Source organism: Micrococcus antarcticus (genome assembly GCF_044872765.1).
Classification (GTDB): Bacteria; Actinomycetota; Actinomycetes; order Actinomycetales; family Micrococcaceae; genus Micrococcus.
Map to the genome: position 1 here is coordinate 1,369,080 of NZ_CP085253.1, position 20,500 is coordinate 1,389,579.

Below are 20,500 nucleotides of genomic sequence, written 5' to 3' on the forward strand. Positions count from 1 at the left end.
GCGGGCCGTGCCCGCTCAGCGCAGCACGTAGCCTGGGCGCATGGATCAGATCACCGAGGCCATCGCCGCCTTCAACAACGTCTACTGGTATGTCGTGATGGCGCTGCTGGCCGTGGCAGGCGTGTGGTTCACCATCCGGACGGTCGGCGTGCAGGTGCGCATGCTCCCGGAGATGCTGCGCTCGGTCACGGCGGGATCCTCCACGGGGCCCGGCGACGACGGCGTGTCCCCGTTCCGGGCCTTCACCATCTCCGCGGCCTCCCGCGTGGGCACCGGCAACGTGGCGGGCGTGGCCATCGCGATCGTGCTCGGCGGCCCCGGCGCCGTGTTCTGGATGTGGCTGCTGGCGCTCCTCGGCGGCGCCACCGCGTTCGTCGAGTCCACGCTGGCCCAGCTCTACAAGCAGAAGGGCTCGGAGGGGTTCTTCGGCGGGCCCGCCTACTACATCCGTGACGGCCTGCGCTCGAAGTGGCTCGCCATGGTGTTCGCCGTGGCGATCACGTTCACCTACGGGTTCGTGTTCAACGCCGTGCAGTCCAACTCGATCTCCGAGTCCGTGCAGGCCAACTGGGGCCAGTCCATCACCACGGCGTGGATCGTGGGCGTGGGGCTGGCCGTCCTCACCGGCCTCGTGATCTTCGGCGGCGTGCGCCGCCTCTCCACGGTCACCAACGTGGTGGTCCCCATCATGGCCGTCTTCTACATCATCCTGGCGATCATCGTGATCATCGTGAACATCACGGAGGTCCCGGCGATGTTCCTGCACATCGTGCGCCACGCGTTCGGCATGGAGCAGGTGGCGGGCGCCGCCGTCGGCATGGCGATGATCCTGCACGGCGTGCGCCGCGGCATGTTCTCGAACGAGGCGGGCATGGGCTCGGCCCCGAACGCCGCCGCCACCGCGGCGGTCTCCCACCCGGCGAAGCAGGGCTTCGTGCAGTCCCTCGGCGTCTACTTCGACACCCTGATCGTCTGCACGGCCACCGCGTTCATCATCCTGCTCTCCAACCCGACGTACGGGGACAAGGACGCGCTCGGCATGGTGGTCACCCAGGGGGCGCTCCAGCAGGCCGTGGGCCAGTGGGCAGGCCCCGCGCTGACCGTCATCATCTTCTTCCTGGCCTGGTCCTCCGTGCTGGGCAACACCTACTACGGCGAGGCGAACATCCGCTTCCTGGCCGGCCGCCATGCGGGCGGCGCCATCACCGTGTTCCGCTTCCTCGTGCTGCTGTGCGTGATCGGCGGCGCGCTCGCCAAGGTGGCCCTCGTGTGGGACCTCGCGGACACCTTCGCGGCGATCATGGCCACCATCAACCTCATCGCGATCCTGCCCCTGGGACACCTGGCCGTGAAGCTCCTCAAGGACTACGAGCGCAAGCTCAAGGCCGGGCAGGACCCGCACTTCCACATCTCGGACCTCCCCGAGGCCCGCGGCGTGGCACTGTGGGGCGCCGAGGACGGCACGGACGTCGCCGGCCGCGATCAGCTGCGCGGCGCCGGCGGGGACCCGCTCTCCGCAGGCAGCCACCGCGCCTGAACCGGCACGCCCGCGAGCACTGGACGCGTCCGGGGGGCGTCGGCCTAGGTTGGGCTCAACAGATCGGCCGCGCTCCCGTGGCCGGCACGACGTCCCAGGAGGACATCACCATGGGCATCCTCTCCAGCCTCACCGGTTCGCTCGGCGGCACGCAGCAGCGTGGCCGCGGCCGCTCCACCCCTTCGTCCTTCGGCCGCCCCGGCCTGGGCCAGTCCGGTGTCGGCCGCACCAACGGCCGGTCGGGTGCGTCCCACGGCATGCTCGCGGCGCTGGGCGGCCTGGCCCTGAGCCAGCTGGCGCGCCGCGCCGGCGGCGCGGCCGGTCGCCGCGGCTACGCCCCCACGACGCGTCGGGGCACCCCGCGCGGCGGCGGCCTGCTGGGCTCGCTGCTCGGCGGCACCACCGGTCGACGCACCACGCGCCGTGGCCCGCTGGGCTTCTGAGCGGTTCCTCCCACCGCACGCAGGAAGGGGCGGTCACCTCGGACGAGGTGACCGCCCCTTCCTGCGTGCGGGGTCCGGACGGGTCGGGCCACCCAGGCCCTCGGCGGGTTGGGCGTCCCCGGGCCTGTCTCAGGCGTTCCGGCGCCGGTGGTTCGCCATGGCGAACACCGCGAGGAGAGCCGCCACGACGAGGAACGGGATGCCGCCGATCCAGACCTCGGGCTCCACCTGCGTGGCGAGCAGCAGGCAGGAGGCGACGCCGAGGACCGGCAGGAACGCCGGCACGCGGTAGTGGCGGTGCGCCACGGGGTCCTTGCGCAGCACCAGCACGGCCACGTTCACGGCCACGAACACCACGAGCAGCAGGAGCACCATGATGCCCGCGAGCAGCTCGAGGGTGCCCGTGAGAGCGAGCACCAGCGAGATCGCGGTGGTCACGATGACCGCCACCCACGGGGTCTGCCGGCCCGGGAGGACCTTGCCGAGGAAGGAGGGCAGCAGGCCGTCGCGGGCCATGCCGTAGGTGAGGCGGGAGCTCATGATGCCCGTGAGCAGCGCACCGTTGGCCACGGCCACGAGCGCGATCACGCTGAACACCACGGGCGGGACGATCCCCGCCGCCTGCACCACCTGCAGGAGCGGGGCCGAGGAGGAGGCGAGCTCCGCCGTCGGGACGGCGGCGGAGGCCACGACGCCGACGGCCGCGTAGAGCAGGCCCGCCACCGTGAGCGCGCCGAAGAGGGCGCGGGGGTAGGAGCGCGCGGGGTCACGGGTCTCCTCGGCCACGTTCACGCTGGTCTCGAAGCCGGCGTAGGAGTAGAAGGCGAGCACGGTGCCGGCCAGGACGGCCGCGAACGGGCCGTTCTCCGGGGTGCCGAGCTGCGTGAGTCGGGAGAGGTCCCCGCCGCCGCGGGCGAGCAGGATGGCGCCCAGGACCACCACGAGCACCAGGCCGCCGACCTCGACGACGGTGGCCACGCGGTTCACGCCGAGCGACTCGGCGATGCCGCGGATGTTCAGGGCAGCCAGCAGCGCGAGGAACACGACGACGACGATCGCCGTCGGCCAGTTCACGAACGCGCCGAGATAGTCGCCGGCGAAGCCGAGGGCGAGCGCGCCCACCGAGACGATGCCGGCCGCGAGCATGCAGAAGCCCACGAGGAACCCGACGAACGGGCCGAACGCGCGGGTGGCGTAGTGCGAGGAGCCGCCGGCGCGTGGGTACTTCGTGGCCAGCTCGGCGTAGGAGCCGGCCGTGAGCAGCGCGAGGAGGAGGGCGGCCACGAGCGGCACCCAGACGGCGCCGCCGGAGAGCTTGGCCACGGAGCCGGCGAGGACGTAGACGCCCGCGCCGAGGACGTCGCCCAGGATGAACAGGAAGAGGCTCCACGTGCCGACCTTGCGGGCGAGTGGGCTGCTGATGGCGGGGTCGACGTCGGCGGAGTGAGCGCCGGCGGAGTGCGAAGAGGTCACGGCTCTGCTCTCGTACGGAGGGGGACGCGGGGGTGCCGGCTCACGGTAAGCGGTGGGGAGGGTGTCTGCCAAGGTCAGAGGGGCGGGACGCGGGATCAGGCGGATCACCCTTGATTGTTGGATTTCCTAGCATTAGCGTGACGCCCACCACAGGCCGCCCAGAGATCGGACTCCTCATGACTGAGGCCCACATCGTCGACGCCGTCCGCACCCCGGTGGGCCGCCAGGACCTCGACTCGGCCGCGGACGCCGAGGTGCTCCTCGACGGCGTCGACCAGCCGGGGCCGCGGGCCATGCACACCGCGCGCAACGCCTGGCGTGCCGCAGGGCTGTCCGAGGACGTCCCGGGGACGACGGTCGAACGGCTCTGAGCCCCCTCCCTGCCCCTTCCGCTCCACCCCCTGGAGGACACCATGTCGCAGACGACCCCTGACACCCACGCCCGCGGCCCGGCACCCGAGGACACCATCGGCCGCCTCTTCGCCCGTGCCGTGGCCCGCTCCCCCCGCGCCGTGGCCCTGCGGTTCGAGGACCGGGACTGGACCTACGCGCAGCTGCGCGACGGCGTGCACCGCGTGGCCCGCCGGCTGCTCGCCACCGGGATGCCGCAGGGCTCCCGCGTCGCCGCCTACGCGATGAACTCGGACGCCTACGCGGTGCTCTTCCTCGCGTGCGCCACGGCCGGCAACGTGCACGTGCCCGTGAACTTCGCCCTCAAGGGCGGAGAGCTCGCCCATGCCCTCGAGGACTCCGGCGCGGAGCTGCTCGTCACGGACGCCGCGATGCTCGAGCGCGTGGACCAGGTCCGCGCGGAGGGCCGCGTCCCCGCGCTGGGCCGGGTCTGGCCCCTGCTCGCCGCCGAGGACGGCGGGGAGCCCGCCGTCCTGGAGACCGCCCGGGACGAGTCGGCGGACGCGTCCGCGCCCGACGTCGACGTGCAGGCCACCGACCTCGCGCAGCTGCTCTACACCTCGGGGACCACGTCCGCCCCGAAGGGGGCGATGATGTCCCACCGCGCGCTCGTGGCCGAGTACCTCTCCTCCGTCATCGCGCTCGACTACACGGCGGAGGACCGTCCGCTCGTGGCCATGCCGCTCTACCACTCGGCCGCGATGCACGTGATCCTGCTGCCCTACCTGTCCCTGGGCGCCACCGTGCGGATCCTGCCCGCCCCGGACATCCCGCGCATGCTGGAGGTCGTGGAGGCCGAGCACATCGGCTCCCTCTTCCTCGCGCCCACGGTGTGGGTGCCGCTGAGCAACCACCCGGACCTCGCCACGCGGGACCTCTCCTCGCTGCGGAAGGCCCAGTACGGCGCCTCGATCATGCCCGTCACCGTGCTGCAGCGCCTGCGGCAGGCCCAGCCCGGCATCGGCTTCTACAACTGCTTCGGCCAGTCCGAGCTCGGCCCCCTCTGCACCGTGCTGCGTCCCGAGGAGCACGATGCCCGCCCCGCCTCGTGCGGACGCCCCGTGTTCCACGTCGAGGCCCGCGTCATGACGGCGGACGGCGCCCCGGCCAAGCCGGGTGAGCCGGGCGAGATCCAGTACCGCTCCCCGCAGCTGCTCAACGGGTACTGGAACCGCCCCGAGGCCACCGCGGACGCGTTCACCGACGACGGCTGGTTCCGCTCCGGCGACCAGGTCACCCAAGACGCCGCGGGCTACATCCAGGTGGTGGACCGCATCAAGGACGTCATCAACACCGGCGGCGTCCTCGTGGCGCCCCGCGAGGTGGAGGACGCCATCTACGAGCTGGACGAGGTGGCGGAGGTCGCCGTCGTCGGGCTGCCGGACGAACGGTGGATCGAGGCGGTGACCGCCGTCGTGGTGCTCAAGGAGGGCGCCGAGCTGACCGCGGAGACCGTGCGGGCCCACGTGAAGGAGCGCCTCGCCGCGTTCAAGGTCCCCAAGCGCGTCGACTTCGTGGCCGAGCTGCCGCGCAACCAGTCCGGCAAGCTGCTCAAGCGCGCCCTGCGCGCCGAACGGACGGCGGGCCAGGGGTGATGCGGCCGACCTATGACGTGACCACCCCCCTGGACGTGGACTACCTGGAGGCCTTCGCAGAGGCCACGGACGAGGACCGCGAACACTGGGACCGGGCCCGCGCCTACGGCCGGGAGGTGCTCGAGCGGATCGACGGGCACTGGGACCGCGCGGAGTACCCGCTGGACCTCGTGGCGCGGGCCGGGGAGCTGGACCTGCTCACCGACGGCCTGGACGTGCCCGGGCACGCGGTGATGTCCCCGCTGGCCGCCGGGCTGGTGTCCATGGAGATCTCCCGCGCGGACGGCTCCATGGCGGCGGCGGCCGCGGTGCAGGGCGGGCTCGTGCTGCGGGCCCTGGTGCACTGCGCCTCGGAGGCGCAAAAGGAGCGGTACCTCGAGCCGGTGGCCAGCGGTCGTCTGCCAGGAGGGTTCGCGCTCACCGAGCCGCTGCACGGCTCGGACTCCGTGTCCCTGGAGACCTCCGCCCGTCCCGACGGCGCCGGCGGCTGGGTGCTGAACGGCGCCAAGAAGTGGATCGGCAACGGCGCCTCCGGCGGCATCACGCTGGTGTGGGCGCGCGACACGGAGGACGGCCAGGTCAAGGGCTTCATCGTGGAGCAGTCCACGCCCGGGTACGAGGCCGAGGTCATCACCGGCAAGGGCGCCCTGCGGGCGATCCACCAGGCGGAGATCTCCCTGACGGACGTGCGGGTGGACGACGACGCACGCCTGCCCCACGTCGCCACGTTCAAGGACGCGGCCCGCGTGCTCGTGGCCACCCGCGTGAACGTGGGGTGGTCCGCGCTGGGCCACGCCTCCAGCATGTTCGAGTCCGCGCTGGCCTACGCGACGCAGCGGGAGCAGTTCGGGAAGCCCCTCGGCGCGCACCAGATGGTGCAGGAGCGGCTCGCGCAGATGCTGGACGAGGTGACCGCGATGCAGACCCGCTGTGCGGCGGTCGCGCGGCTGCAGGCGGCCGGGACCCTGCGGGACCAGCAGGCGTCCCTGCTCAAGTACAGCTGCACGCGGGGCGCGCGCCGCGTGGCGCAGATCGCCCGGGACATGCTCGGCGGCAACGGCATCCTGCTGGAGAACCAGGTGATCCGCCACATGACGGACGTCGAGGCGCTGCACACCTATGAGGGAACGGAGTCCGTGCAGGCGTTGATCCTGGGCCGGGACCTGACCGGGATGAGCGCATTCGCATGAGCAGGATGGAAGGAGACGACATGGAGATCGGGACGTACGTGGGCCGCGAGGCCCCCCGGAGCCGGACGGGCGTGCGCGTGGAGGCGCGGCCCGGCGTGCGCCGGGTGGTGCTGGACCGGCCCGACCAGGGCAACGCGCTGAGTCTGGACCTGGGCCGAGAGGTCCTGGCCATCGTGCGGGAGGCCGAGGCGGACGCGTCCGTGCACGTGCTCACCCTCACCGGAGCCGGCCGGCTGTTCTGCGGCGGCGGGGACGTGCGTGCCATGGCCGCCGCAGCGCCGGAGGACCGCCCCGGCGTGATCGCCGAGCTGGCCGCCGCCGCGAGCGACCTCGCGCTGGCGCTCGTGCGCTCTCGGCTCGTGGTGCTCGCCGGCGTGAACGGGACGGCCGCGGGCGCCGGGCTGGGACTCCTGCTCAACGCCGACCTCGCGCTGGTCCGGGAGGACGCACGGCTGCTGACGGCCTACGGTGCGGCGGGGCTGGTGCCGGACACGGGCGTCTCCTGGTGGCTGCCCCGCACCGTCGGGCCGGCGCGCGCCGCGCAGCTGGCGCTGGGCGGGCGGCAGCTCACGGGCACGGAGGCCGTGGAGTGGGGCCTGGCGGCGGAGGTGGCGGCGGGTGACCGCTTCGAGGCGCGCCTGACCGAGCTGGAGGACGAGCTGGCCGCCGGCGCCGTGCACACCTACGGGCCGACGAAGGCGTTGCTGCGCGGCCCCGACCTCGAGGGCTTCGAGGAGCACCTGCGGCGGGAGAGCGCCGCGATCGCGGCGGCGTCCGGGCACCCGGAGGCCGTGGCCCGCGTGGACGCGTTCGCGCGGCGGTGAGGGGCGGGGGCTGCCGCCAGGTGCGTCACAGTGCCCGGCGGTCGCCCACACCCCCCCTAGGGTGACTGACACCGCACTTCCCGTGACATCCCGGAATGAGGAGCCCTCATGGAGCCCACCGCAGCCGCCTCGAGCGAGCGCAAGCAGGCGAGCCTGGCCACCATCGTCTTCCCGATCGTCGTGGTGGCCTTCGCCGCGCTCGGTGCCTTCGTGCCCCAGGTGGCGCTGCCCATCGGGCCGTACGTCCCCTGGCTGCTGGGGTTCATCATGTTCACGATGGGCCTGACGCTCACCCTGCCGGATCTCAGGGTGCTGAAGGCGGCGCCGTTCGCGGCCCTCTTCGGGCTCCTGCTGCAGTACACGATCATGCCGTTCGCCGGCCTGGGCATCGCGGTGCTGCTGAACCTCGACCCGATGCTCGTGGCCGGCATGGTTCTCCTGGGCTGTGTGCCGGGCGGCACCGCCTCGAACATCGTCACCTATCTGGCCAACGGCAATGTCGCCCTCTCCGTGGCCATGACGTCGCTGTCCACCGTCCTCTCCCCGTTCCTCACGCCGCTCCTTGTCATGTGGCTGGCCGGCAGCTATCTCCCCGTGGACGCCGGGGCCATGGTGATGCAGATCCTCCAGATCGTGCTCATCCCGGTGGTCCTGGGCGTCCTCGTGCAGCTGTTCGCGCGGGGCTTCGCGCAGCGGGTGGCCGGCATCGTGCCCTGGCTCTCGATCGTCGGCGTGGCCCTCGTGCTTGCGGGTGTCATGGCCAAGTCCGCCGCGGTGGTGTTCAGCGCGGGCGTCGCCGTCTTCGTCGCCGTGATGCTGCACAATGCCGTCGGCTTCGGGCTGGGGCACCTGGCCGCCACACTGGCCGGCCTCGGCCCGCGCGAGCGGCGCGCCGTGTCCATCGAGGTGGGCATGCAGAACTCCGCGCTCGCCGCGACGCTGGCCTCGGCCCACTTCGGTCCCCTGGCCGCGCTGCCCGGCGCGGTTGCCGCGGCCTGGCACAACATCGCAGGCCCGCTGCTCGCCCTGGCCTACAACCGGGCGGACACGCGCGCCGAGCGCGCGGCCATGTCGGCGCGCGACTCCGCCGAGGCCGAGGACGTCCGCCACCAGCCCACGCTCTGACACCCCGGCACCACGACGACGGGCCCGCACCACCACGGTGGTGCGGGCCCGCCGCTGTTCCCGGGCTCAGTCCGCGAACACCTTGCCGGGGTTGAGGATGCCCGCCGGGTCGAAGGCCGCCTTGATCCGGCGCTGCAGCTCGTACTGCTCGTGCCCCAGCTCCTCCTCGAGGAACATCCGCTTCAGCAGGCCCACGCCGTGCTCGCCGGTGAGCGTGCCGCCCATCTCGAGGGCCGCGCGGAACACCTGCCCGACGGCGTCCCACACCTCGGCGGGCACGCCGGTGGACGCGTCGACGTCGCCGACCTCCCCCGCTCGGCCGAACACCGGGATGGGGTGCAGGTTGCCGTCGCCGGCGTGGGCCGACGTCGGGATGAAGACGCCGGTGGCCGCCTCGATCTCCCGGATGCGGGCGAACATCTCCGGCATCTTCGAGCGGGGGACGGCGACGTCCTCCACGAGCGGGGTGCCGAGGTGCTCCAGGGCGGGGAACACGCGGCGCCGCAGGGTCACGAGACGGTCGGCGTGCTCGGGGTCCATGGTGACCGTGACGTCGCCCCCGGCGGCGCGCATGAGCGCGGCCATGCGCTCCCCCTCGGCCTCGGCCCCCGCGCCGTCCGCCTGGACCAGCAGGTACGCGCCGCGCTCGGGCAGTGCGGAGACGTCCTCGCCCAGGAAGAGCGTGTAGCGGCGGATCGCGTCCAGGCTGGCCTCGTCCAGCAGCTCCATGATGGCGGGCACGAGGCCGGCCTCGGTGATGGCGGCGGAGGCGCGCGCGGCGGCCACCACGTCCGGGAAGAAGCCGCCGAGCGTGGCGACGGGCGCGGAGTCGAGGGGGCGCAGAGCGAGGGTGGCGCCCACGATGATGCCGAGGGTGCCCTCCGAGCCGATCATGAGGGCGGTGAGGTCGTACCCGGTCACGCCCTTGACCGTGCGGTGGCCGAGGTGGAGCAGCGTGCCGTCCGCGAGGACGACGTCCAGGCCGAGGACCGCCTCCCGCGTGACGCCGTACTTCGCGCACAGGAGGCCGCCCGCGTTGAGGGCGATGTTGCCGCCCACGCTGGAGATCTCCTTCGACGCCGGGTCCGGCGCCCACCACAGGCCGTGCTCCGCCAGGGCCCGGTTCAGGTCCCCGTTGAGGATCCCGGGCTCGACCACGGCCACACGGTCCGCCGGCGAGACCTCGAGGATGCGGTCCATCGCCATGAGGTCCAGGCTGATGGCCCCGTCCCCCGCGACGGCGCCGCCCGAGATGCCGGTGCCGGCGCCGCGGGCCACGAGCGGCGTGCGGGTGGCCGTGGCGATCCGACACACCTCCTGGACGTCCTCGACCGACTGCGCGCGGACCACGCACAGCGGGGCGACCTCCGCGGAGAAGCCCGAGCGGTCCCTCCTCGCGACGGCGATGGCGGCCTCGGTGGCGTCCACGCGGCCGGGCAGGGCTGCCTCGAGGCGGGCGAGGACGTCCTGCGGGGAGGCGGAGGCAGGCGTGGCGGGGGCGGGGGCGGGATGGTCAGCGGACGATGTGGCCGGGGTCATAGCGGCCAGCGTAGGACGCCGCGGCGCCCGCGGCGCGGGTGTGAAGGGGTGTGGCTCAGCGAGGGCCGGCACGGCGAGGACGTCAGCCGCACCGTGCCGGCGACGCACGAGGGGTTCTAGATGAACAACAGCGGACTCCCCCGCCGGGCCGGAGCGGCGCGCGATGATCCAGGAGCTCGGCGAGGCGGCGGGCGAGGTCGCGGTGGCGCTGACGGGCTCTCGCCTGCTGGTGCTGGCCGGCGTCAACGGGACGGCCGCCGGGGCGGGGCTCGGGCTCCTGCTGGGCGGCGACGTCGTGCTGGTGCGCGAGGATGCGCACCTGGTGACGGCGTTCTCCGCGCTCGGGATGACACCGGACACGGGCGTGTCCTCCTGGCTGCCGCGGGTGCTCGGGCCGGTGCGCGCCTCCACCGGGCCGACCCCGGTCAGGTGCGCGAGGGTGTGGAGATCACTTGAACATCTTCAGGACGTCGCCCAGGCCGACCGTGGTGCGCCGGTAGACGGCGTTGTAGGCGGCGCGCTTCGGATCGCGCAGCCAGCCCATCCCCTTACGGCCGTAGCCGGGGATGACCTTGCGCTTGATCGTACGCTTGGCGCGGCCCGTGGTGCGGGCCTTGATGGACTTCTTGAGGCTGGGCTTGCGGAGACCGATTTTCATGGGGCGAGCGTACTGGGTGGGGTGGACGGGGTGGCTGGGCGGCTAGCTGTACTGACCGGGGACGTTAGTTGGCCGCAGGTAGTGCGGGTGGAGGGCTCCTTGATCCAGTGGGAGCCTGTGCCGAAAGCGCAACCGGATTAGTTCTTGCGAGCTCCGACACGCCCGGGCAGGTGAGACGTTCGACCCTAGGATGGCCGACATGGCAACGGAGCAGGTTATTGAAGTCGTAGATCGCATTCGTCGACGGGATCCGAAACGGCCCGAGGCGCAGTTGCAAGCCGAGATCTACCAGCTGCTCACTATGGGTGCCCTCAACCTAGAGGTTGACGACGTCGTCGAGCTCGAGGTTCAAACCCAAGACGGCACCCGGCGTCGTCTCGACGTGCAGATCGGTCACTGCTGCATCGAGGTTAAGAAGGATCTACGCGTTGGCAATGTTCTGGCTGATGCGCGGGCCCAGCTGGCCGGATACGTGCTGAACCAGGCGCGGACTTACGGCCAGCGATACGTTGGCATCCTCACCGACGGAGCTCGGTGGCACCTACATCGCCTCGTCGATGGCACCCTCGTTGAGGTCGACGTTCTCGACGCTGCCTCAACCGATGCTGACGGGCTGCTCGTTTGGCTCGAGTCCGTGCTGGCCACAGCGGCACACATCATCCCTACGTCCGCGCAGATCGAAGCGCGCCTTGGAGCCGGCTCCCCAGCGCACAAACTCGACCGAGATACACTAGCGGGCCTGTATGCCGCAGGGCAAGACAATCCCGAGGTTCAGGTCAAGCGGGATCTATGGGCCAAGTTGTTGCGTACCGCCTTTGGCCACGGGTTCAATGACGATCCGGACCTGTTCATCAACCACACCCTGCTCGTTCTGACTGCCGAGGCTATCGCACACGCCGTTGCCGGTTTTGATCTGACCCATGACGGTCTGACGGCCTCGGACATCGCCCGCGGCACCCGCTTCCACGAGGGACAGATCTACGGAGTTGTCGAGGAGGACTTCTTCGATTGGGTCCTCGACATCGATGGTGGCGCCGAGTTCATCACGGAGCTCACCCGACGAATCGCGCGCTTCGATTGGAGCAAGACCACCGACCACGACGTCCTCAAAGCGCTCTACACGTCAGTCATCTCTCCCCGCGTCCGTGAAGCGCTCGGCGAGTACTACACCCCCGACTGGCTTGCCGAGAGAATGGTTGCCGACGTCTACACTGACCCTTTATCGATGCGCCTGCTGGAGCCCAGCTGCGGGTCCGGGACCTTCGTCATGCATGCCGTTACCGCCCACCTCGAGGCCGCCGAGCAGGCTGGTATGAGCACCGGGGAGGCCATTGCCAGCACGACGCGTCATGTGATCGGTATGGACATCCACCCCGTCGCTGTAGCTCTCGCCCGCGTCACCTACTTGATCGCGATCGGTACCCGTCGCCTCCAGGACCCCTCCCGCGGGCCAGTCTCTATCCCTGTTTATCTCGGTGACAGCATCCAGTGGGAGCAGCGTCGCGACCTGCTCACCGGAACGAACGACATCACAATTTCCACCAGCGGTGAAGATCTCATCGAGGGCGGTGGCGGTGCCCTCTTCGGAGACGACCTGCGCTTCCCCCAGAGCATCCTGGACGACGCGGGAGTCTTCGATCGCCTCGTCTCAGAGATGGCCGACGCCGCCGTGGACCCTCGCAAGGACGCTCAGCAAGCCGCCACAGTGATGAAGCCGATTTTGCGGCGTGCTCGGCTGATCGAGGATCCGGATAACGATCAGCGCGAGTCAGACCGATCCTTGCTCATCACGACTTTCGACACCTGGCGCCGACTGCATCGCTCTGGTCGTAACCACATCTGGGGCTACTACATCCGTAATCTCATCCGCCCCCTGTGGCTGACCCGTGGCGACAACAAGGTCGACGTCTTGGTCGGCAATCCTCCGTGGCTCGCTTTCTCTAAGATGACCCCGGCGATGCAGGACCGGTACCGGGCGATGGCGAAGGAGAAAAAACTACTCGGTGGGCGTGGCGTCGCCGGGCGCGATCTGTCGACCTTGTTTGTCGCCCGCGCCGCCGAGCTCTATCTACGTGAAGGTGGGGCCTACGCGTTCGTTATGCCCCACGGCGTTCTGAGCCGTCAGTCTCACGCCGCTTTTCGCACCGGATCATGGTCGTCCAGGGCGGAATCACTCCACGTACGTTTCGAGACGTCCTGGGACCTGGACGACATCACTACAGGGTTTCCCATGTCATCCTGCGTGATCCGCGGCCACAAGGCTTCCTCCTCACGCGCGTTGCCGAACACGACTCAGGCCTGGCACGGGCGCCTTCCCCGCGGCGGTGACGTGCCCTGGGATGAGGCTGCATCTCGCGTGACCACGACTACAGCTATGGTGGCAGACACGTCTGTTGCGCCCGCTGCCGAGGAATCCCCGTATCGGGCCCGATTCCGACAGGGCGGCATCCTTGTGCCGCGCATGGCATTGTTGGTTACCCCAAACCGGCATACTGGCCCCTTAGGCACGGGCGCCGGGCGAGTGGCCGTCGAATCCTTGCGCGTCGCCCAGGAGAAAGAACCCTACAAGTCGATGCCGTCCTTGAGTGGCACCGTGGAGAGTAACTACGTCCGCGAGGTGCACCTCGGGGAGACCATTGCCCCCTACCGCGCGCTCACCGCGCGCACTGGTGTCCTCCCCCTTGCCGAGAACCACATTCTCACCCCCGATGAAGTAGATGATCACGACGGCCTGAGCCGCTGGTGGGCCGACGTCGAGAGCGCCTGGGAGGCCGGCCGCAAGCCCTCTGAGACCAAACCCCTCCTTGAGCGCTTCGACTACCACCAGCAGATCTCCAGCCAGCTCCCTCTGGCACCTCACCGGGTGGTGTATAGCAAGGCTGGGACAGCTCTCGCCGCGGCCCGTCTCGAGAACAGCGATGCGGTCATTGATCACAACCTCTACTGGGCCGCGACAGAGAGCGTGGGAGAGGGCCGCTACCTCGTCGCCATCCTCAATAGCGCGACTCTCCTGCAGCGGGTCCAGCCCCTCCAGACCAAGGGCCTACTCGGACCACGTCACTTCGACAAGTACGTCTTCCACATCCCCTTCTCTACCTACAACCCGGCAAACAACACACACAGAAAGTTGGTAGACCTCGCCGCCCAGGCAGAAGACCTCGCCGCACGCCTCGATCTTGAGGGGATCAACTCGACCAAGGCGCGAGCTAGAATCCGCGCGTCTTTGACCGACGCTGGGTTGACCGAGCAGATCGAAGCTGCCGTCGAGGAAATCCTGCCCCGTCTCACTCCATGAGTGCTCCAAACGCCCGTGTCTCAAAGCGTCCCCTTTGCCGGGAGCGACGAGCCCCCGGATAATCATGGAACTACCCGGGGTCGACTCCCCGAATGGCGAGGTTGTCGCCATTCGGGGAGCTCGGCTTTTCTGCTGCGTAACTCCCGTCGAACGGGATCACTAGCCAAGCGGAGGCGGCCGGACGAGGACCGTGAATTCCCGGCAGTTCAGCCTTCAGACCTCCGTCATGCTGGCTCGTCGCCGCGACCAGATATTGCTGATCGTGCAGGGGACCTAGCCGTTCCGATCCATCGACTGTGGGTAGCGATATGCATCTCGACGACGGAAAACATGCACACTGATCACCCCAACCACCTAATACCTTAAAGAAGCTTAGCGGCCCGGATCGGTCACCCCATTTACTCAAGGCACCCAGACTGGCAGTCCGGAACGTTGCGGTTCTGTCAACACGAACGCCACGGAGCACCGAGCTCGCGTCACGCCGACATAAAGACGACAAGCCGACTGGTTCGATAGGGCAACCCCGTCAATAATGAATTGCTTCGTTGTTTCCGTGGGGTAGATGAGCACTCGATCAAATGTCAAGCCCTTGACTTTACCGAAGTTAAGGAACGGCAAATCCACTAGTCGAGCCGTTGCGCCCGAGTTACGCAGAGGCTGCGGCTGAAACTTCTCAATGTAGGCGCCTACGTCATTTTCTGATATTGCGAATACTCCATCGTGCCCCGATCGTCCAGTCTGCTTTGAAATAGTCGACGGAAACCCGGCAGTCTCAGGCAGGATCGAGTCGGAGAAACTCGCAATAATTTGATTTGAACGCCACGTATCTGTGCGCTCATGAATGCGAAGAAGGCCGGCGGATTCCTGCTTTCTAAACCAGTCCAGCATCCCAAGTCCTCTATATTGCTTAAGTGCTTGATCGTGGGGGTTCGTGTCGAATACGGACTGTCTCACATCACCAACCATGACAGTCTTCAACTGCCCGCACTTAAGCAGTGCTTCGAGAATGTGTAGATCATTTCCAGTGAGATCTTGCACCTCGTCGATGTATATCTCGTCATACATCCTCGAGATTCTATCGACCACTGCGCCCCTGCTGGCGGTCATCACGTCGCGCGCAAGCTTGGATAGATGCATCCGATATGCCCTACCGGAGCTATCAAAATACCGACTACTTCCCTTCGCGTACCGCCCAGGATTACCCTCGAAGTTCAAGCCTGACAGGCGGACGTCTGGATAGAGAAGCGGAAGATAGGGGCCTATACAATTTTGAAGAAGAAACGAGTACCACCCCACTACGGTGACCATTCGTCCGGCCAGCCCCGCTTGACCAAGCCGCACTTCCAACTCCCGCTGCCCGCTGAGAGTGTATGTAATAACGAGACGCCTCGCATTACCACCCCCCTTAGCGCACTCATCTACGATGGACTGAGTCTTGCGAGAACCCGCAACCGCCAGGGTGAGCTCATTCATGAATGAACTCGATTGCTTGATGGATATATTCCGGAATTTGCAATGTGCCTTCGGATTCAGCAAGCCTCAGCGCGGCCTCTGTCTTATTTGTGGCCATCCACTTAGCCACATCGTCATCGGCCCCGAGGTCTAGCATTTTCCTCAAGTGCTCCGGACTGTTTCTATGCATCAATTGCGGCTCGAGCGTCGCCCCTAAAGAGGGATCTCCTACAAAGAGCTGTCGCTTCCCGGCCGCCAAGTACAAATTGACTTTATCTTCCCAGTGGGCGGGGTTCTTGCCGTCATTGTCTCGCAATGCCGCCACCCGCCTATCGAGTGCGTTACATAATTCTAGTGCCCGTGCTAACGCTACGCCGTTCATGGATAGCACGTCGACTCCGTCGTCGATTGGTACCGCTCCGCGAATTGACTTGTATGCTTTCTCGAAAATCATCTCGTCAGATGGACCTTCCACCAGAACGAGATGCCGGGCCAGGACCAACCGCAGAGTGTCGAAACCGGAGAGTTTCTTGAAATAACTCACCGTGTCAGATGAGAGGCTCGCAAAAGTTGTGCCTCTGCCTCTTGACAGAAGTCGCAACCGGTCTAATCCTAGACGATTTATCACATATGAGCTGTGGGTGGCGATAAATACCTGACGGTCTCCTGCCAGACCGTTGATTCGAGCAATCAGGCGGGTCAGTGCAGTGTATGAGAGATGATTCTCCGGCTCTTCCACCATGACAAACGCGGTAGACTCAGCTGAGCGAAACATTGCTAGAGAAACCTTAAGTGCGGCCTGCTCCCCTTGTCCTGCGAGGGCAAACGGGATGGACGATAAATGAGGCACGACGGTGTTTTCCCAGGCTGCAGCTGAAGACTGGTCCATGCCCAGGCTGATTTCACTATCGTTTAATGCTGGGGCTTCCTTGCCGATCCTTTGGTTGACTGCATTCAATGCGTTTTGGGTAATTTCTGCACGTGAGACGCGATTCGCAATGGAGACTTGAGCTCTCTCACGCGGTTCCATGAATCCCGCCAACATCTGGCGGGTATGGTAGTCAACTCCCCAAGTCGACTTGACAGTTCTGGCGTCAATAGTGGAGAGCCCAAGGCCTTTGGGTTTCCGCCTAACCGGAACGCCGGCGAAGGACTCCCATGCGACTTCGTAGTATTCGACTGGAATTATGTCTGGCCGGTCACGGCCATTCATATACTCAGTCATCTCGCGGGAGTAATCCGCTGACGGGCGAACCGTGATCTTGAGGCCGGGGACGTCCTCCCCGGCCGAATTGTGCACGCCCCGAAGAATCTGCAGGTCGGGATCGGACTCTTCCCCTCTGCTCGACTGGAAATAGAGCTCTATGAAGATCTCAGGCGTAGCAGGTGACTTACCCATCCTGAAGTTGTCGAAGAAGTCCTGCACCATCCCGGCGTTGAACCAGTATGGGTTGAGTTCATCCTGAGCCCACCTGCCATTGATGTGGCCACTTAGTGCTAACGTCATGGCTTCCAATAGGGTGGACTTTCCTGACCCGTTGTCGCCGACGATGAGGTTGAGGCCCGGGGATGGAGCGAGATCAAAATCACGGAAGACCCTGTATCCCCGAATTATTACCCTGTCGATCATTCTTCTCCCGTCCCTCCAATGTTCGTCAATTCTTGCCCTACGTTCGTCCGGCCCCATCTATCCATCGGCCTGCGCATCCCGACTGCTTTAAGGTTGTTGGTGGAAAGACATTCATCGTATAAATAACGGATCACGTTGACTTTTACATTCTTGACCGCTCGCCTAGCTGCGAGGCCCTCCAGGGCGATGCAGCCAGAGTCGGGGTCCACGAGCGCGTGCGTCTAGGCGCAGATCAGAGTGTCTCGTGAGACGTCCGACTTGCGCATAAAGGCAGGGTCGAGGAACCGCAGGCCGGCGATCTTGTCGTGGAACCGGGTCAGCTCGTTGCGTCGCTTGCGGTCCCCCACGCCCTGGGCCGTGAGGAGGCCGTTCAGCTCCGCCTTTAGTTTGTCCAGGAACAGCGGGTCGATCAGCCGGTGGATGTTCTGCGGCGAAGTGTAGTGCATCCCCCGGAACGCCGGGTCTCGGGGTTCAGCGTGGACTCGAACACGCCGCCGAACACCGTGGGAGAGATCTGGGACCAGTCCGTGCCCTCGCTCACCTCGTCCAGGAGCACGTCCATGATCTCTTGCGTCAGCTGTGGGATCTGCACGTCCGCGGCGAACAGCCCGCCGTTGATGTAGGGGAACGCCTTGAGCGCGTTCGCGGCGTAGGGGGTCCCGCTGCTCCGGCTTGTCGTTGAGGTAGGCGAAGAGCTCCTTGAGCGCGGTGCGGGCTCGGTCGGTCGGCACCGGCTTTAGGTAGTGGTAGAACGCGTTCTTGGGGAACAGGCCGGCGTCCTCGGCGAACAGCAGGTAGACCAGGCGCACGCACAGCACGTTCAACGCGTGCATCGACTCCTCGGAGTCGGGGTCGAGGTACTGCGCCCGCAGCAGGTCGTAGAGCTTGCCGATCAGGGCGCCGGCGTCCAGGGAGACCTGCGTCTCGCGTCGCTGCCGTTCACGCTGAGGATCATGGAGGAAGTCCAGCAGGTGCAGCTGCTCGGGCAGCTCGGCCAGGCGGAACTCTTCGTAGTCCCGCTCGGGGTGCTCGGTGTCCAGGTCGTGGATGCGGAAACGGTCGAAGTCGCAGACGATGATCGTGTCTGGGCGCTCCGAGTTCCGGAGGGAGTCGGCGTACCGCTTGGCCTGCCCGAAGGGGGTCACGGCCACGCCCTGGCGCATCTCGGCCTTGTCCAGGTCGACGCCGAGAGACTTCTGCTCGATCACGGTCTTGGCGTCACGAATGACGACGTCGATGAAGCCCCGCTCGGTGGTGCGGTTCTCGAACCGGACGTTGGTGGTCACGTCCTCCATGCCGACCACATCGCGCAGCAGCTCGAGCCAGAACGAGGACGTGTGGCCCTTCTCGTAGCCGCGCCCGGCCCACTTCTGCGCGAACTCCTTCGCGGCGCGCTTGCGCGCAGCCTGTGTCTGGTCGGCCATGCGCCCCTCCACTGTCGAGAATCGGTCGATCTCTTTGCAGTCTGACACGGGGGTAGCTGACGCGGTGACCACCCGGTACGACGAGAGCATCAGCAGCTACCAGCGCACCTTGGGCTACGTCGTAGCCCCGAGATTGTCCGATTGATGCGCCAGGACTAACCCCTTCCAGCAAGACGAAGCGCCGGAACCGGCTGTCCCCGGGGCGTTGTGAAGCGCGCTGGGTTTCGTTCCCAGACGAAACCGGCGAGGGTCCGAGGGCATGGTGGCGGAGCCTTTCGGAGCACGGCGGTGTGGCAATCGGCCTCATTCTGGCACGGCGACATCCCAGGTCCCGGCTCTCGCTCGGCAGGCCGATCCCCACTCCGACTCAGTTCGTTGCGCGAACCCTCCGGCAGCCAGACTCACGCACCGAGGCCCCGGTCTGCGTCGCACTGGGCGATGCATCCCGGGGCCTCGGTCGACGGCTGCGGCCCGTGTGACGTCAGCTCTCGGCGGCCTGGCCCTCCTGCGCGCGGAGCATGGCCTCGAAGGTGGCATCCGGCTCACCGCGGAAGAAGTCCCGGCCGTAGACCACGAGGCAGAGGATGACGCCCGTCGCCAGGCCCCATGCGGCACCGTTGGACGCCAGCACCGCCGCGGTGACTCCCGCGATTCCCAGATCCTTGACGCTGCGGGCCTCCATGATGCCGACCTTCACGGACACGAATCCCTGGATGAGCAGGGTCAGGGCCAGAGCAACCCCGAGCACCGGCTGCACCAGCGTCACGATCGGCAGCAGCAGGAGCCCGGTGTTCGTGCCCCACCGGAACGACCCCGCCCCGCCGAAGATCGACTTCATGGCCTTGCGGCCCTCCTTGTAGCGCTCCACGATCACGACGTGCATGGCAGACCAGATCGGACCGCACATGGCCACGTCCGGACCGATCATGGACATGAGGGTGTTGCGGCCGCCGAAGATCAGGTGCGCACGGTCCGGGTTGTAGACGACCGCCTCATCCGTGCGGATCTGGTCGGCCTCCTTGAGGATCGCCCGGGACTGGAGGACGTCGCCGAACACGACGATGTAGGTCGCGAGGACGGTGGGCAGCGCGGTGAGGAACATCGAGGCCGGCGGGAGGCCGATGCCGAAGATCGTGTACCCGGCGAAGAGGCCCGCGAAGTCCGGGGTGTTGAACCCCCACTCGATGGTCGGCCACGGGGCTTCGCCGGCCAGGGGCGCGATGACCACGGCCAGGAGGATCACCGGGAGGATGCCCAGGTTGCCGAGCGTGCGCCACATCGGGTTCTTAGTCCGCATCGCGGCGAACCGGCTGGAGAAGAGCAGGAGGAAGGCGATCCCCACCGCGATCGTGATGGTGACCGGGAAGGTCTCGAAACGCCCTCCGGCGACGAAGAGGGACTGGATGGCGGCGATTCCCGCACCCACCAGCACGCCCGCCTTGATGGCGGAGGGGATCAGCGAGACCACCTTGGAGGCGAGTCCCGTCGCACCCAACGTGATCGAGAAGACGCCCAGCATGAACTGGAACGCGATGAGTGCATGCACGCGCTCCTCCCCCTCGGGGAACGCTGAGCAGTAGGCCATGACCAGCGGGATCGCCGGGGTGATCCACCCGGGAACCACCGGATCGCCGAGGAGGTGATGGGTGAGGTACAGGAGGCCGTTGAACACCACGACGGCGAGGGCCACCTCGAACGGCATGCCGAGCAGTTCGACCATCAGAGGGATGGCCGCCAGGTCCACGGCGCACATCAAGAGGCCCTGGACGTAGTCCGGCCACTCGAAGCGGTAGTGCACGAACGGCAGGCGGATCTGGAAGGGCCCTGCCTTCCAGTGCGGGGAGACTTCCCCGATGCCTTCATCGTCCAGCGAGTGATGCGCAGTAGTCGTCATGTCCGTGATC

The 20,500-nt window shown here is 67.4% G+C and carries 15 protein-coding genes and 1 pseudogene; 9 read left to right on the forward strand and 7 right to left on the reverse strand.

The window, feature by feature from the left end:
- Positions 1-40: 40 nt before the first annotated feature.
- The gene (locus LG274_RS06355; RefSeq protein ID WP_248116207.1) at positions 41-1,537 is read left to right on the forward strand and encodes a sodium:alanine symporter family protein; all 1,497 of its coding nucleotides are present in this window, start codon (positions 41-43) and stop codon (positions 1,535-1,537) included.
- 77 nt (positions 1,538-1,614) lie between these two features.
- Positions 1,615-1,980 carry a hypothetical protein gene (locus LG274_RS06360; RefSeq protein ID WP_404463456.1) on the forward strand — a complete coding sequence of 122 codons (366 nt, stop codon included), beginning with the start codon at positions 1,615-1,617 and terminating at the stop codon, positions 1,978-1,980.
- A 129-nt stretch (positions 1,981-2,109) separates the two neighbouring features.
- Here the strand turns inward: LG274_RS06360 and LG274_RS06365 are convergent, their stop codons facing one another.
- Positions 2,110-3,402 carry an APC family permease gene (locus LG274_RS06365; RefSeq protein ID WP_404466019.1) on the reverse strand — a complete coding sequence of 431 codons (1,293 nt, stop codon included), beginning with the start codon at positions 3,400-3,402 and terminating at the stop codon, positions 2,110-2,112.
- A gap of 227 nt (positions 3,403-3,629) precedes the next feature.
- Between LG274_RS06365 and LG274_RS06370 the strand changes: the two genes are divergently transcribed.
- From LG274_RS06370 to LG274_RS06390, 5 genes are all read left to right on the forward strand, one after another.
- Positions 3,630-3,824 carry a hypothetical protein gene (locus tag LG274_RS06370; protein ID WP_319074483.1) on the forward strand — a complete coding sequence of 65 codons (195 nt, stop codon included), beginning with the start codon at positions 3,630-3,632 and terminating at the stop codon, positions 3,822-3,824.
- A 42-nt stretch (positions 3,825-3,866) separates the two neighbouring features.
- Positions 3,867-5,459 carry a fatty acyl-CoA synthetase gene (locus LG274_RS06375; RefSeq protein ID WP_404463459.1) on the forward strand — a complete coding sequence of 531 codons (1,593 nt, stop codon included), beginning with the start codon at positions 3,867-3,869 and terminating at the stop codon, positions 5,457-5,459.
- Complete coding sequence (locus LG274_RS06380; protein ID WP_404463461.1) at positions 5,459-6,649, forward strand: acyl-CoA dehydrogenase family protein; 1,191 nt, start codon at positions 5,459-5,461, stop codon at positions 6,647-6,649. Before LG274_RS06375 ends, LG274_RS06380 begins: the two co-directional genes overlap by 1 nt.
- Before the next feature lie 20 nt (positions 6,650-6,669).
- Complete coding sequence (locus LG274_RS06385; protein WP_404463463.1) at positions 6,670-7,473, forward strand: enoyl-CoA hydratase/isomerase family protein; 804 nt, start codon at positions 6,670-6,672, stop codon at positions 7,471-7,473.
- Between the two features lie 108 nt (positions 7,474-7,581).
- Positions 7,582-8,598 (forward strand): bile acid:sodium symporter family protein, encoded by a 1,017-nt coding sequence (locus tag LG274_RS06390; protein ID WP_404463465.1) that lies wholly within the window; start codon positions 7,582-7,584, stop codon positions 8,596-8,598.
- Between the two features lie 66 nt (positions 8,599-8,664).
- Here LG274_RS06390 and LG274_RS06395 read toward each other — a convergent pair whose 3' ends face one another.
- Positions 8,665-10,137, reverse strand: a complete 1,473-nt coding sequence (locus tag LG274_RS06395) for an FAD-binding oxidoreductase (protein ID WP_404463467.1) — start codon at positions 10,135-10,137, stop codon at positions 8,665-8,667.
- Between the two features lie 163 nt (positions 10,138-10,300).
- On the opposite strand from LG274_RS06395, the pseudogene LG274_RS06400 reads away from it, so the two are divergent.
- Positions 10,301-10,483, forward strand: a pseudogene (locus LG274_RS06400) (enoyl-CoA hydratase/isomerase family protein); the annotation flags it as partial.
- A gap of 102 nt (positions 10,484-10,585) precedes the next feature.
- On the opposite strand, the gene LG274_RS06405 reads toward LG274_RS06400, so the two are convergent.
- Positions 10,586-10,795: a hypothetical protein gene (locus LG274_RS06405; protein ID WP_404463469.1), complete on the reverse strand. Its 210-nt coding sequence runs from the start codon at positions 10,793-10,795 to the stop codon at positions 10,586-10,588.
- 199 nt (positions 10,796-10,994) lie between these two features.
- On the opposite strand from LG274_RS06405, the gene LG274_RS06410 reads away from it, so the two are divergent.
- A complete protein-coding gene (locus LG274_RS06410; RefSeq protein WP_404463471.1) occupies positions 10,995-14,090 on the forward strand; it encodes an Eco57I restriction-modification methylase domain-containing protein in 3,096 nt (1,031 codons plus the stop codon).
- A 402-nt stretch (positions 14,091-14,492) separates the two neighbouring features.
- On the opposite strand, the gene LG274_RS06415 is transcribed toward LG274_RS06410, so the two are convergent.
- The 4 genes from LG274_RS06415 to LG274_RS06430 form a co-directional block, all read right to left on the reverse strand.
- Positions 14,493-15,563: a UvrD-helicase domain-containing protein gene (locus tag LG274_RS06415; RefSeq protein WP_404463473.1), complete on the reverse strand. Its 1,071-nt coding sequence runs from the start codon at positions 15,561-15,563 to the stop codon at positions 14,493-14,495.
- Positions 15,556-17,229, reverse strand: coding sequence for an ATP-dependent nuclease (locus tag LG274_RS06420; protein ID WP_404463475.1), 1,674 nt, complete (start codon positions 17,227-17,229; stop codon positions 15,556-15,558). Before LG274_RS06420 ends, LG274_RS06415 begins: the two co-directional genes overlap by 8 nt.
- 164 nt (positions 17,230-17,393) lie before the next feature.
- Positions 17,394-18,596, reverse strand: coding sequence for a type IIL restriction-modification enzyme MmeI (locus tag LG274_RS06425; RefSeq protein ID WP_404463477.1), 1,203 nt, complete (start codon positions 18,594-18,596; stop codon positions 17,394-17,396).
- A gap of 481 nt (positions 18,597-19,077) precedes the next feature.
- Positions 19,078-20,490 carry a hypothetical protein gene (locus tag LG274_RS06430; RefSeq protein WP_404463479.1) on the reverse strand — a complete coding sequence of 471 codons (1,413 nt, stop codon included), beginning with the start codon at positions 20,488-20,490 and terminating at the stop codon, positions 19,078-19,080.
- Positions 20,491-20,500 lie beyond the last annotated feature (10 nt).

Excerpts from the sequence above, each read along its gene's own strand:
- LG274_RS06425 (WP_404463477.1), bottom strand. The coding sequence starts at position 18,596 with ATGGCCGACCAGACACAGGCTGCGCGCAAGCGCGCCGCGAAGGAGTTC.
- LG274_RS06380 (WP_404463461.1), top strand. The coding sequence starts at position 5,459 with ATGCGGCCGACCTATGACGTGACCACCCCCCTGGACGTGGACTACCTG.
- LG274_RS06370 (WP_319074483.1), top strand. The coding sequence starts at position 3,630 with ATGACTGAGGCCCACATCGTCGACGCCGTCCGCACCCCGGTGGGCCGC.
- LG274_RS06420 (WP_404463475.1), bottom strand. The coding sequence starts at position 17,229 with ATGGGGCCGGACGAACGTAGGGCAAGAATTGACGAACATTGGAGGGAC.
- LG274_RS06355 (WP_248116207.1), top strand. The coding sequence starts at position 41 with ATGGATCAGATCACCGAGGCCATCGCCGCCTTCAACAACGTCTACTGG.
- LG274_RS06390 (WP_404463465.1), top strand. The coding sequence starts at position 7,582 with ATGGAGCCCACCGCAGCCGCCTCGAGCGAGCGCAAGCAGGCGAGCCTG.
- LG274_RS06395 (WP_404463467.1), bottom strand. The coding sequence starts at position 10,137 with ATGACCCCGGCCACATCGTCCGCTGACCATCCCGCCCCCGCCCCCGCC.
- LG274_RS06375 (WP_404463459.1), top strand. The coding sequence starts at position 3,867 with ATGTCGCAGACGACCCCTGACACCCACGCCCGCGGCCCGGCACCCGAG.
- LG274_RS06410 (WP_404463471.1), top strand. The coding sequence starts at position 10,995 with ATGGCAACGGAGCAGGTTATTGAAGTCGTAGATCGCATTCGTCGACGG.
- LG274_RS06385 (WP_404463463.1), top strand. The coding sequence starts at position 6,670 with ATGGAGATCGGGACGTACGTGGGCCGCGAGGCCCCCCGGAGCCGGACG.
- LG274_RS06415 (WP_404463473.1), bottom strand. The coding sequence starts at position 15,563 with ATGAATGAGCTCACCCTGGCGGTTGCGGGTTCTCGCAAGACTCAGTCC.
- LG274_RS06430 (WP_404463479.1), bottom strand. The coding sequence starts at position 20,490 with ATGACGACTACTGCGCATCACTCGCTGGACGATGAAGGCATCGGGGAA.
- LG274_RS06405 (WP_404463469.1), bottom strand. The coding sequence starts at position 10,795 with ATGAAAATCGGTCTCCGCAAGCCCAGCCTCAAGAAGTCCATCAAGGCC.